General features: G+C 71.6%; 11 protein-coding genes. 3 read left to right on the top strand and 8 right to left on the bottom strand.

Annotated features, from left to right (window positions below):
* Positions 1-2 precede the first annotated feature (2 nt).
* The 3 genes from INP57_RS05775 (at position 3) to INP57_RS29370 (ending at position 1,889) form a co-directional block, all read left to right on the top strand.
* Entirely contained in the window at positions 3-593 is a 591-nt protein-coding gene (locus INP57_RS05775) for an immunity protein CdiI family protein (RefSeq protein WP_200068989.1), read from the top strand.
* 73 nt (positions 594-666) lie between these two features.
* Positions 667-972, top strand: a complete 306-nt coding sequence (locus INP57_RS05770) for a YrhB domain-containing protein (RefSeq protein WP_200068988.1) — start codon at positions 667-669, stop codon at positions 970-972.
* Positions 973-1,469: 497 nt separating this feature from the next.
* On the top strand, positions 1,470-1,889 hold the full coding sequence (locus INP57_RS29370) for a hypothetical protein (protein ID WP_233626955.1): 420 nt from the start codon (positions 1,470-1,472) through the stop codon (positions 1,887-1,889).
* A gap of 1 nt (position 1,890) precedes the next feature.
* Here INP57_RS29370 and INP57_RS05760 read toward each other — a convergent pair whose 3' ends face one another.
* From INP57_RS05760 to INP57_RS05725, 8 genes are all read right to left on the bottom strand, one after another.
* Positions 1,891-2,859, bottom strand: coding sequence for a DUF6177 family protein (locus tag INP57_RS05760; protein WP_200068987.1), 969 nt, complete (start codon positions 2,857-2,859; stop codon positions 1,891-1,893).
* Positions 2,844-3,191, bottom strand: coding sequence for a hypothetical protein (locus INP57_RS05755; RefSeq protein ID WP_200068986.1), 348 nt, complete (start codon positions 3,189-3,191; stop codon positions 2,844-2,846). The genes INP57_RS05760 and INP57_RS05755 overlap by 16 nt, the downstream gene beginning before the upstream one ends.
* A gap of 41 nt (positions 3,192-3,232) precedes the next feature.
* Entirely contained in the window at positions 3,233-7,168 is a 3,936-nt protein-coding gene (gene eccCa / locus INP57_RS05750) for a type VII secretion protein EccCa (RefSeq protein WP_200068985.1), read from the bottom strand.
* A gap of 13 nt (positions 7,169-7,181) precedes the next feature.
* On the bottom strand, positions 7,182-8,804 hold the full coding sequence (locus INP57_RS29365; protein ID WP_233626954.1) for a MinD/ParA family ATP-binding protein: 1,623 nt from the start codon (positions 8,802-8,804) through the stop codon (positions 7,182-7,184).
* Between the two features lie 55 nt (positions 8,805-8,859).
* On the bottom strand, positions 8,860-10,173 hold the full coding sequence (locus tag INP57_RS05740; RefSeq protein ID WP_200068984.1) for an EsaB/YukD family protein: 1,314 nt from the start codon (positions 10,171-10,173) through the stop codon (positions 8,860-8,862).
* The gene (locus INP57_RS05735; RefSeq protein WP_233626953.1) at positions 10,170-10,409 is read right to left on the bottom strand and encodes a hypothetical protein; all 240 of its coding nucleotides are present in this window, start codon (positions 10,407-10,409) and stop codon (positions 10,170-10,172) included. Before INP57_RS05735 ends, INP57_RS05740 begins: the two co-directional genes overlap by 4 nt.
* Positions 10,410-10,535: 126 nt before the next feature.
* A complete protein-coding gene (locus tag INP57_RS05730; protein WP_200068982.1) occupies positions 10,536-10,913 on the bottom strand; it encodes a hypothetical protein in 378 nt (125 codons plus the stop codon).
* Positions 10,910-12,589 carry an AbeC-like domain-containing protein gene (locus INP57_RS05725; protein WP_200068981.1) on the bottom strand — a complete coding sequence of 560 codons (1,680 nt, stop codon included), beginning with the start codon at positions 12,587-12,589 and terminating at the stop codon, positions 10,910-10,912. Before INP57_RS05725 ends, INP57_RS05730 begins: the two co-directional genes overlap by 4 nt.
* Positions 12,590-12,764 lie beyond the last annotated feature (175 nt).

Below are 12,764 nucleotides of genomic sequence, written 5' to 3'. Positions count from 1 at the left end.
AGATGAATCTCGTCGTGACCTTGATGTGCGAGTGGCGCGAGGCGCCACTCTGGGTTTCGCGGGACGGTGGCGTCGCGGATCCGTACGAGGTCGATGAGATCTCCGAAATGATCCTGCTGGACGACTCCCTGCTGCGAGATGTGGCCGAGTGGGACGCGCGGTTCCAAGCAACCTATCAACCTATCGACCCCGCAAGTTCAGGTTTTGCGACCAATGAGGATAAGCAGAAATTCCTCGCTGATGGCCGCGTCTTGGCCCAGCGATTGCGCGACTCGGTGGACGGTTCCGCCGTATCGGTGGAATACGCCGGTGACGGCTCGATCGAAGTCGAACCCGTCGGCCCGCCCGATAACGTCTTCTACTACGCCAAGATCGACGAAAATCACCCTCGCACCGATCCTCGCGGCGTCGTCCGGCGCCGGTTCGTAGACGAGGCTGCGCATGACGAGGCATTCACGCGGAACCTGCGCTGGGAGCCGACCGAATACCTCCGGCGCTACGAGTTGGGTCACAACGATGTGGAGCACGTGGAGATCAGCATCAGCGAGGCTGAGGAGTTCGTGCAACGGATGACCCGAGAATTCAGCCAGTGATCACCACCTTCGAGCAGTCCGCTGAAGCCGGACCGCATATCACTGCCATCCTCGGCGGCCGACGAGGTGGGAAATGGATCGATTGATGTCGAGATCGGAGGCGCTTGCAGCGGCCGAGGAGCTGCTCCGGGGTGAGTTCGGTCAAGAGATGCGGACGGAGCGCAGCGACGAGGTCGTCCTTCTGGAAGAGGACATGATCGAGTACGGAACGGCCTGGCTGGTCCCGTTCAACTCGCGCACCTACGTCGAGACGGGGAATCCCGTCAAGTTCCTCGTGCCCGGAGCCTGCTTGGCCCCCAAGGACGTTGCGATCGCCCCGCACTTCCCTCCGAGCGCCTTGCCCGTGGAGGAGTACCTCGACAAGGTACGGTCGAGATGAATTGGGCCATCTGATCGAGATCACGTAAAATAAGAATTCTTCTTGACAGCGCTCGGGTGCTGAGTGGTTCGACGCGCACCGAGATCAGGCGCAAATGAATCGATCCTTGGAAAACCCATCCGCTGGATGGCGCTCGAGCATGTCGCAGGCTCCGCCCGGTAGCCATGAAGCCCGAAGCAGGCTGCATGAATTCCTCGTGCGGCACTTCGGGGAAGAACTAAGCCACCCGGAGCTGGGGCCGATCGCTGTGCGCGAAGGGGTTGCGCAGGATTTCGATGTCGCCGAGACGTTCGTGGTCGACACCGTCCGAGCCATCGGCAACGGGAATCCGGCCGACGGCCTGATGAGCGGCGGGGTCGTGGTTCCGAAGGACGGCTCGCCGGTGCAATGGGCGCCTACGACAGTGCCGGTGGAGGAGTACGTGCAGGCTGTCTCCGACGGCGAGCGCTGGTGGTCGACCGGCGGCGCCAAACCGGTCGGAAGTCGTCTACTACGGGTTGATCACGCCGGGGCGTACGCGCAGCGATCCGAGTGGAATCCTGCGTCGGCGCACCGCAGCGGGAAAGACGAGCGACGAAGTCTTCACGAGAAATCTCCGGTGGGAGCCGACCGCCCACTTCCGCAAGTACGAACTCGGCCACAACGACGACGACCACGTCGAGATCACCCCCGCGGAAGCGGCCGCGTTCGTCCGGCGAGTCGCACACCGTGCGAGGCCCCAGAACGTCGACGAACCCCGCGCGTACTCCCGGACCGAAGAAAAGCAGGCGTTCCTGGCGAACGCCAAGGAATCGGCGAAGCGGCGGCGCGAGATGCCGCCGGAGGAGCAACGGCCGTTCCCGCGGCCGGATCGGTTCTCGGGCGAACCGCTCGGGACGGACGGCGACGGGCACATCAGGACCCGCCGGTCCGAGTGAGCTACTCGCGGGCGGACTGCCCGAAGTGTTCGAGGACGTCGGTGAGCACCTCGTACGGTGCCCGCGAGTCATCGGTGAGCGAGCACCAGGCCGCTTGCCGGCGGTCGAGTCCGAGCAGCTGGACCTGCGCGGGCGCGCGCCGGGCGTGTTCGGCGCCGTGTTCCGCGACTATTCGATGGCCGAGCAGGATGCCGTGGGGCAGCGGGGGCGGGTTCGGCTTGTTCCAGCGCAGGCCGTCGAGGCGGCCGGGTTGGGTCGCGACCAGCATGGAGCGGGCGTTGCCTGCCACTGCGGCCGCGAGCTGGTCGATCGCGGCTCGGCCGACCGCGCGGGCAGCGGGCCCGGCCAGCCGCAGGCGCTCCCGCACCCCCTCCTGGACTCGAGTCACTTCAATCGTGCCGATCGCGGTCGCGGAATCCTGACCGCCGACGAGAACCACCGTGGACGGATTCGGCGCGCGCTGTTCGCAGTGCCGGGTGAGCTCCCGCGGCGACCACGGTTCGGAAGCCGGTTCGGCCACGCCCCAACCGCTCGGCCGACCGCCGGTGAGCGCCTGCACCGCCGCTTCCGCGCTCAAGCCGAGCTGCAGCGAAGCATGGGCGCCGTGCAGCGTGGTGACCTGCACTTCGACGCTTTCCGAACCGGTGGCCACCAGCGGGCCCGGCGCCCCGGCGGCGGCGAACCGGGCGCCGTCCCAGTGCAGCGGCTCACCGGTGAAACCGTCGCGGAACCGCTCCTCGTCCTCGCGCACGATCCACTGCGCGTGCCCGTCGTCGATGAACAGTTCGAGCGGGTAGGTGATCTGGCTGCGCAGCGGCGTGAGGATCTGCAGCACCCGGCCGTCCCGCGCCGCGCTCACCGCGGCGTCGGTGAGCCAGCCGGTCAGCGCCACCACCCGCCGGTCCTGCTCGACGACGACGGCCTGCGCGGTTTCCCGGTCGGCGGCGGGGTGGTTCAGCGGGTCGACCACGACACACCCCCGGACGCGGCGATCAGCGCGCCGGTGAAGTTCCGGGCCGCTGCCTCGGCTTCCGGATCGCGCCCAGGGGCGTGGGTTTCCACCCACCACGCGGGATGCGGCGCGTCGCCGACGCCGAGCAGCCGCTGCGCCTCACCGGGAACCTGGACGAGGCGGGCGCCTTCGGTGCTCAGCAGCAACCGGCCGTCCTCGCGGTAGAGCTGGATCAGCTTGGACTCGTCGATCGTGTTGACCCGCAGCTGCGTTCCCGCGGCCCGCATCGCGGCGATCAGCTCGCCAGGGCCCGGCTGGTCGCGGCACAGCGCGACGATGTCGAAAGTCACGATCTTCTCCCAGTGCTCGCCCTCAGTGTTAATAGCAGCGGTTACGTGTCCCCCAGATAAGCGCTCTGCACCATGCGCATCGGATCGCCCGGCCTGATCAGCTGCGCCCGCCCCGGCGGCAAGGTCGTGGGCCGGACGCCGGGGAACAACTGGCCCTCCGAACGGTCGCCGGACATCAGCAGGCTCAGGCAACCGGACTCCCGGACACCCATGGTGAACGGCTCGAACAATCCGCGGGCCGCACCCATCACCCGCCGCGTCAGCACCACGTGCAGCCCGAGGTCGCGGCCAGCGGCCAGGTGCGGCACGAACGGCGCCAGCGGTTGGCTGCCGGAGGCGGCGAGCACGTCGTAGTCGTCGACGACCAGCACGATCCGCGGGCCGGCCGGGTGCTCCGGGTCGCCGCGTTTGACCAGCTCCTGGCACACGGCCTGGGCGAGCTGGTTCGCCAGCGCGTGGTTGGTCGCATAACCGCCCAGGTGCTCGTCCGGCACCAGATCACCGAGCCCGTGCCTCGGGTCGAACACCGCGAAGGTGATCTCGTCGGCCGGATACCGGCGCACCAGCTCGCCGGTGACCAGCTTCAGCAGGTTCGTCTTGCCGGTGGCCGAGTCGCCGAGCACCAGCAGGTGCTGGTCGCGGCCGAACAGGTCCAGCACCGCGGGCTCGAAGTCCTGCTCGAACCGGCCCAGCGGCACCCCGCGGGACTGGGGTGATCCGTCGGACTGGGGTGATCCGTCGGACTGGGGCAGCTCCGCCGGATCCAGCACCGCGGGCAGCACCCGGATCGGCGGCGGCACCGGACCGGTCCACGTGCTGCGCACCAGCGCCGCGGCTTCGGCCAGGCCGCTGCCCGCCGGGTCGGCCACCGAATCCAGCCGCGGCAGCGCGAGCTGCCCGAACAGCTTGTCCGCGGTGAGCGCGCGGCCGTTGTCGGCGATGGTGCGGGCCAGCTTCCCCTCGATGCTGGACTCGGCGGAGTCGGTCAGCTTCAGCTCGATCCGGTTGCCGAAACCGACCTGCTGCGCCCCGCGCACCTCGTTCCAGCGCCGCGCGGTGGCCACCACGTGGATGCCGTAGCGGCCGCCGCGGGCCAGCAGGTCGTGCACCCGCGGCTCGATCGACTCGAAGGCGGCCGCCAGCTGGCCGTAGCCGTCGAGCAGCAGCACCACCTCGGTGCAAGGCAGCTCGCCGGGCTCACCGCGCAGTTGCGCGATGTCGTCGATCTGCTTGCGCTGGAACAGCTTCTCCCGGTCGGCGAGCATCCCGTGCAGTTCGTCGATGGTGCGGCGCACCCGCTCGAAGTCGTCGCGCCCGGCGACACCGCCCACGTGCGGCAGCTCGGCCAGCCCGCGCAGGCCGTTGCCGAGCAGGTCGATGGCGTAAACGCCGACGTCGGTCGGCCGGTGGGTGCTCGCCAGGCCCAGCGCCAGAGTGCGCAGCGCGGTCGTCTTCCCGGTGCCGGGACCGCCGAGGATCATCAGGTTGCCGCCGGACTCGGCCAGGTCGAGCGTCCAGGTGCCTTGCCACTGGTGCGCCGGATCGTCCAGCAGCCCGACCGGCACCGGCAGCCCGCCGTCCGATTTCGCGCGCAGCCGCAACCCGTCCTCGGTGATGTCGAAACCGCCCGCGGCCCGGTCCAGCGACACCGCCCGTGGCAACGGTTCCAGCCAGATCGGCGCCACCGGTGCACCGACCGGTTCGAGCTGAGCCACGATCGTCGAAAGCAGCGTCGGTCCGTCGGTGCGGCGGGTGGCCTGCGCCTGATCCGCCTGCTCCGCCGCGCCGGGTTCGCCGTAGGCCGGGACCGGCAGCACCCGCGGCCGGTCGGTCGCGGCGGGCTGCGGCTCCGCGGACTCGTCCGGCGGGCCGGACACGTAGGCGGATTTGAACTGGTCGTAGACGCTGGTGTCGACCTTGAGGTACCCGGCGCCGGGCAGCGGCGGCAGGTGGAACGCGTCCGGGGTGTCCAGCACCGTGCGGCTCTCCATCTCGGAGAGCGTGCGCAGCCCCAGCCGGTAGGACAGGTAGGTGTCCAGCCCGCGCAGCTTGCCGCCTTCGATGCGCTGGCTGGACAGCAGCAGGTGCACCCCGCCGGACCGGCCGATCCGGCCGATGCGCAGGAACAGCTCGATGAACTCCGGTTTCGCGGTCATCAGCTCGCCGAACTCGTCGATGACCACGAACAGGTGCTGCAGCGGTGGCAGTTCCGGCGGTTCGCCCAGCGCCGCGCGGCGCATCGCGTACTGGGTGATGTCCACGCTCTTGTCCGCGTCGGCCAGCAGCTGCTGCCTGCGCTGCACCTCGCCGTCGAGGCTGGCGTACATCCGCTCCACCAGCGAGGAGTCCGACTCCAGGTTCGTGATCAGCCCCGCCACGTGCGGCAGGTTCTCGAACGGGGCGAACGTGGCGCCGCCCTTGTAGTCGACCAGCACCATGCTGACCTGCTCCGGCGGGTGCGTGACCGCCAGCGCCAGCACCAGCGTGCGCAGCAGCTCGCTCTTGCCGGAACCGGTGGCGCCGACGCACAGCCCGTGCGGGCCCATGCCGAGCTGCGCGGACTCCTTCAGATCCAGCAGCGTCGGGCTGCCCAGCCCGGTGACGCCGATCGGCACCCGCAGGAAGTCCCGCTCGCCGCGCCTGCTGCGCAACTTGTCCGGGTCCAGGCGCGCCGGGTCGTCGATGCCCAGCAGCGACAGGAAATCCGCCGGCGGCGTGCCGGAACCGTCGTCGTAGGAGTCCGCGGACAGCCGGAGCGGAGCGAGTTCCCGGGCGAGTCCGGTGGCGAACGCCTGCGAAGTCAGCTCCAGCGCACCGCTGATCGAAGCGGCCGGGGAGAGCTGCTCCACGGTGAGCCCGTCGCCCACGGTGATCCGGCTGGAGATCTCGCTCGGCTCGTGCAGCCGGTCGGCCAGCAGGTGCAGCACCGTCACCCCGAGCCGGTCCAGGCCCACGCCCTGGTCCGGTGTGGACAGCGCACCGGCGACGCCGCCGTAGGCGTCGTCGATCACCAGCAGCCGCGAGCGGGTCACCGACTCGGACTGCCCGGAACCGTGCCGGAACGCCTGCGCGGCGCGGGTGGCCCGGTCGGAGAGGTCGTCGGCGAGCAGCGCGGCGAGGCGTTGCGCGTCCGGCGCGAACAGCGGTTGCGGGCCTGCGGGACCGATGGAGCCGCGGTCCAGCGCGTGCGGTAGCCAGCGCACCCACGCCCATTCCGGTTCCCGCTCCGGCGGTGCGATCACCGCGATGGTGACGTCGTCCGGTGCGTGCGTGGCCGCGACCTGCACCAGCAGCGTCCGCGCGGCGTCGAGCACCTCGGCCCGGTCTGCGCCGATCAGCGAAACATCGCCCGCGCGGTCCAAGTTCGCCCGCAGCGGCAGGTGCGGGACGGTGCCGAAGCGGCGGCGCAGCGCCTCGGCCTCGGCGAGCATGAACGGGTCCGGCGGGTTGACCGGGTTGCCCTCCACCCGCATCCGCAGCTCCCGCACCGGCTGGTGCCCGGTGCCCAGCCGGACCCGCAGGAAGTCCGGGTCGCGGCGGCGGCGTTCCCACAGCCGCGCCGGATCGCCGACCAGGTCCAGCAGTTCCGCGGCGGGCGGGTCGGGTGCGGCGGCGCGGCGCTGGAAGTCCCGCTCCCAGTCGCGCAGCTGGTCCCGGAGCTGTTCGAGGTGGTCGAGGTAGCGCTCGCGCTGCTGGCGGCGCTTGCGGGTGGCCTGCCCGCGCTGGGTGACGTAGAACAGCCCGGCCGCGCACACCGACACCAGCATCACGCAGGCGCCGAGCGCGGCGAACCCGGTGCCGCGGAAGACCATCATCATGGTCATCGACGCGGCCGCCCCGGCCATCGGCAGCAGTCCCTGCACACCGGCGGCGGTCTTGCCCTCGGGCAGCAGCGGCGGCGGGTCCAGGTCCAGCGGTTCCTGCGCTTGCAGCGGGCGCACCGCGCGCGCCGGCCGGTGCACCAGGCGGGTGGTCAACTGCGCCTCCTCCCTACAGCGTCCGCGACCGGCGCAACGACCAGGCCGCGAGCCGGGAGCCCGCGGTGATCGTGGGCTCGGCGAGCCGCCCCGGGTCGATGGTGCCGCCGGACGCGACGTGCCGGTCGTAGGGCAGCACCACGACGGGAAGGCCGAGGCGGGAGAACAGCGCCTCCGCTGGACCTCGCTTCAGCGTCGCGACGCCCTGCTGGTCCGCGGCGTTCAACGCCACCACGACGTGTTGGAGGGCGGCCGGGCCGATGCGCGCCAGCGCGTCCGCGGTCGTGCGCACTCCGTCCGGGGTCGCAGGGGTCACGACGACCACCGAATGCGCGTCGGAGAGCACCGCGCTGGTCGCCGGAGCGTTCAGCCCCGTTCCGCAATCCAGCACCGCGACCGCGAACAGCCGGGACAGCGCCCGCGTCACGTCCCGCGCGAGCTGATGCTGCGCGCCGGACGATCCGGGCGCGACCCACAACCCGCGCGAGGTGCGCGGCAGCAACCGCTCGATGCTGCCGAGGCTCTGCCCGCTGGCGGTGCGCAGCGCGGGAGCCAGGCCGGGCAGCGTCATCGCGGTGTCCACGCCGAGCCGCCAAGCCAGCGAGCCGGATTCCGGTTCGGCGTCCAGCGCCAGCACCGGCTCGGTCCGGCGGGTCGCGAACACCGAACCGAGCAGTGCCGCGACCGCGGTCTTGCCCGCACCGCCGCGCACCGAGGTCACCGCGATGCGGCGCCCGGTGGTGATCGGGGCCTGCACGGCCGCGAGGACTTCTTCGAGTTCGCGCGGCTGCTTCGAGCTGCCGAACACGCGCGCCACGGCCCGGGTGACGCGGCGGGCGGTGCTGTCGCCGCGCGGTGCCTGCCCGGTGAGTTCGCTGCGCTTCGGCGGCTGGTTCGGCGCGGGTTGCTGCGGCGCGGGTTGCTGGGGCCCGGGTGGCTGGAACCCGGGTTGTTGCGGACCGGACGGGTCCGTCGCAGCCGGATTCGGTCCCGGCGCGGCCGGTGCGGCGAACGGGCCGGGCTGGGATTGCGGATGAGCCCAATTCGACGGATTCCGGCTCGGCGGATTCGGGCTCGGCGGCCCTTGGCCGGGCTGGATCTGCGGCGGCTGGTCGGAATGTTCCGGGTACGGGTGGGTTCGGCCGTGCGGTGACCAACCTTGGTGCGGCTGGGCCTGGACGGGGCCGGAGCTGTTCGTGCCGGAATGGGTCGAGCCGGAATGGGTCGAGCCGGGGCGGCCCGCCTGGCCGCGGCCCGCCGGGCCGGCCTCCGGATGCCCGCCAGGAAGCGGCTGGTCCGGCCGCGTCCGCTCCTCCTGCGCCCGTTGACCTTGGAACCGGCTCGGGTCGATCCGCTGGGTGCGCTCCGCGCCCTGACCTTGCGCCTCCGCTGGGCTCTGCACAGCGTCCTGCCCGGACTGCGGCTGCTGCCCGGACTGCGCTCCGGACGTCTCCGGAGCGGATTCCGGAGCCCCGGCAGCTTCGGACGCCCGGTCGCTACCGGCGGCTCCCGGCAGCTGATCCGGCCGCACCTGCTGGGTCGCGTCGGCGTCCTGCTCCCACGGCGGCCGGTCGGTCGCGCCACCTCGCCACGGCCGCCCGGCGGGCGGTTCCGGCGTGCGATCCGATGTGGACACTTTCGAGCGCCTTTCCTGGTTGCGGGTGTGCGGGGGAGCCGGCGAGGCCGCGGAACTAGTTCAGCAACTGCGAGTAGAGCCCGAACACGCCGACCGCGACCGGCACCATCGCGATCACCGCGATCCCTTCGACGCGGTCGGCGATCTGCCGGGCACGCGCCTGCACGTGCGCGGGCGGCCGGTAGGTCAACGCCACGAATCCGGCCGCGAGCACCAGCAGGGCGACCAGCGCGGCACCCCACCACTGGGCGGGCAGCGCCTCGGCCCATCGGCTCACCAGCCCGGCCACCACTACCAGCGTCGCCGCGGTCAGCGCCGCGACTTCCACGACCAGCGGGCAGGCGCGGGTGCGCAGGAAAGTGCTCACCCCCAGCAGGCAGGCCAATGCAAGGGCCCAAGCATTGGCGCCGTGCGCGAGCACCCAGCCCGCCACCGCGGCCGAGGCGGCAGTGCACAGCACGGCCAGCGCCAGTCCGCGGTGCGCCGAGTCCACCGCGGCCCGGACGGACCCCCGGCTCGCGGGCCGCTCACCGAGCTGCTGATCATCGAGCCTGGTCAGCCCGGAGGTCACCAATGCGATCCGCGGCAGCAGTCCCAACAGGACGGTGCTGGCCAACGCCAGCACCGTCGCCGTCCACAGCAGCGGAAACCCGAGCACGGGCGGAACGACCCACAACGCCAGCAGCCCGAACAGCGCTCCCGCCCCGGTCAGCCCGGAACGCGGCCGCCGGTTCGCCGCACTGGCGCCCAGCACGGTCAGGCCGGCCAACGCGATCCACGCGACCAAGCGCTGCGGCCATTCCGGCGACCACTGCGGCACCGCGGTGGCCGCGACCGCAGCGCCCGCCAGCAGCACGGCCGTCCCGGCCGCGCGCACCCCGCCGATCCCGAGCGCACTACCCGCGATCAGCACGACCAACCCGGCCGCGAGCGCGGCAACGGGCGGCACGACCGGCAGCGCCATCGCCACCGCCCACGCCCCGGCCGCGGCGATGACGCCGGTAGCCACCCAGCGCCGAGCCGCGTCGCCCCAGCGGCCCGGCCGCCGTTCCAGGTCGTCGGCGACTTCGTCGGTCACGTCGTGCACGACCGCGGGCATCGGCGCATCGCTGATCCGGTCCACGCGCAGCAGCGCACCATCGGCGATGTCCGCCGAGCGCGGGCTCTGGTCGAGTTCCACGACCGTGCCGTCGAACAGCGAAAGCCGGTACGACTGCGGCGACTCGACGGTGCGGTAACCGAGCAGCCGCACGATCTCCGGCAACAGCTCGCCCAGCGCCGTCTCGGACGGGATGACCAGGTCCACCCGCCGCCAGGGCGCGGCGAGGGTGACGCGGGTGAGCGTGCCCGTGGCCGCTGCGGGGTTCATCGCACCACCTGGCTCTGCTTCTGCTGCGTCAGCGCGTTCTCCAGGAACGAGAAGCCGACGCAGCCCGCGCAGGCCACCGCGGCCACGATGAGGCTGATCGCGAAGCGCTTCAGGTTGTCGACGGTCGCCCGCTGGCGGCGCGCACGCCCCCACAGCAACGACTCCCGCAACCGTCCGCGCCGGACGGCCACCGATTCGAGCAGCTGGGCGTCGTACTCTCGTGCCACTCGCGGCATGGTACTCAGCCGATTACTGATCATGCGGGCTAATCGGTGCTCCCGGGGGGGCGTCGGAGTTCCCGGGGCTCATCGATGATCCCGGCGCCCGGCTGCGATCTCGGGGCGCATCAGTGCCCGCGGCGCTCAGAGCATCCGGACCATGTTGTCGATGGTGGCCACCGACGGCAGCTCCGCGCGGCTGCGCACCAGCGGTTCCAGCTGCTCCCAGCGGGACTTCAGCCGATGCGGCCGCGGTTCGTCGTCGGCGAGTTCCTCTTGCAGCACCTCGAGGTGCCGCCGCGCTTCCCGGAACTCCTCGCGCGCCGACCCGGTCAGTTCCGCGCCCAGTTCGCCGACCTTCGCGCGCAGCGAGTCGAGCTCACCGGCTGCGGCGTTGTACACGACCGAACCGACGTGCACCTCGTTGTGATCTCCGATGGTGTTCGCGCCCGTGAAGTTCCCGCCTTGCACGATCGTCGTGTTCTTCGGTTCCTCGGCAGGAGGTCGCGCCGCAGGGCTCATGACTCCTCCTGCGGCTCGGCGGGTTGTGCGGCGTTCGCGGTCTCGACCCGGGCCGCCGAGTTCGCGCCGAAGGTGTTCGCGCCGGTGAAGGTGCCGCCGTTGATGACCGTGGTGTTGATGACCGCGTTGCGCCGCGCTTCGAACTCGTCGGTGGAGAAGCCGTTGTCGTGCAGGTGGCGGTGCACCGCCGACAGCGTTCTCCGTTCGATCAGCTTGACGTAGCGCAGGCCGTCCAACTCCTGGAACTCGTTGCCGAATTCGGTGGCTGCGACCACCTCGCGGATGCTCTGCACGCTGCCGTAGTCGGCTTCCCGCGAGGCGCCGTGCTCCGGCAGCACCATCCGGCGCAGCCCACCGGCCGCGGTGCGCACCCGGGAGGGCAGGCTCGACGGGAACCGCAGCAGCTCCAGCGCCGCCGCGCGCACCGAGCCGCCGGAAGCGGCCGGACCGCTGTGCCTGCTGTCGATCGGCAGCAGGCAGTAGGCGCTCCACTCCAGGTAGAGCGTCCGGTCGTCGCAGCCGACGTGGAAGAAGGTGGACACCACGACGTCCGATTCCCACCCGGCGACCGAGCTGCGCTGGAAGTGCCGCGCCCACTCCGGCCCGCGGTCGGCGATCTGCTCGACCAGCTCCGGAGCAACCGCGGGCACCGGGCGCCCGCCCCGGTCCGGCAGCAGCGTCCGGCCGAGCGGGCTCTCGGCGTGGGCCGACATCGTTCCCGCGTGCACCGCGACCACCGGGTCGACGGTGAGCCCGCGCAGCCGCGAACCCGGAACCAGCAGGTCGGACGAGTGCATCTGGCGCAGTTCCGCGGCGACCGCGCGGTACAGGTCGAGCGGCCGCACGTCGGCACCACCGGCTTCGCCTTCCGGCAGCCCCTCCTTGTGCAGCGGGATCACCATCGACCACTGGTTCAGCCGGTCGCCATGTCCCGGGAAGGCGCTCCACCCGGATTGCACCAGGACGTTCCCGGAATCCGGGCGGGCGGACATCTCACCCAGCAGGCGGCCGTGACGCCGCGTCCCCACCGTTCGCACGGCCTTGCCCAGCCGCGCGACCGGCGAGTCGGTGCCGCCCGAGACGAGCAGCTGATCACTCACCAGCACGGCGAACAAACCCGCCAGCCAAGCGATCACGAGCAACGACGACAGCGGCGAATCGGGCAGCGCGTGCAGCGAGTCGTCGATGTCGAACGCGTCGTCCAGCGGGCCTTCCAACTCCGACGCCAGCAGTGACCACAGCAGGAACGCGACGATCACGTGCGCCACCCCGGCGCGTAACCGCTCCGGCACGCGCCTGCGCCGGAAAACCCGCGCCAGCAGCCGCACGAGCAGCCAAACGGCGATGAAACCGAGCCAGAACCACACGAGCCCCGCATCCGCGTAGTACAGCGCCACGCCCATGACCAGGCTGAACACCAGCAGCACCAGGTCGCGGAGGCCGCGCCGGTACCGGGCGGCCAGTGAATGGCCCAGCACCGCGGCCGCGTCCACTCCCGGTTCGGGCGGCAGCGCCTGCTGGGGACTGCGCAGGTAGGCACCGATCACCGCGTCCGAAAGCTTGGGGACATGTCCCGTGGCCGTGGCCAGCCGCTGCGTGTTCCGCTCCCGCTGCCGCGCCAGCCCGGCTGCGTCGTCCGCGGTGACCGCGGCCGACGGCGTTGTCCCGTTGTTCAATCGGACCCCCGTGGCAGTCGATGTCGCGCAATTGTGGTGACGTCGACGATCAGGGAAGCCGCTTCCGTGCGGTTTTCACCCGCTGAGCCCATTCGTGCGCGGGGTCGCACGCGAAACGGCCGGGCACCCGCGGAATCGCGGATGCCCGGCCGGGCCGGCGCGGTGCGCCGCTTCT

It is taken from the genome of Saccharopolyspora galaxeae, from assembly GCF_016526145.1.
GTDB lineage: Bacteria > Actinomycetota > Actinomycetes > Mycobacteriales > Pseudonocardiaceae > Saccharopolyspora_C > Saccharopolyspora_C galaxeae.
The sequence above is the reverse complement of the archived record's forward strand: the minus strand, read 5'-3'. Positions and strand labels throughout refer to the sequence as shown.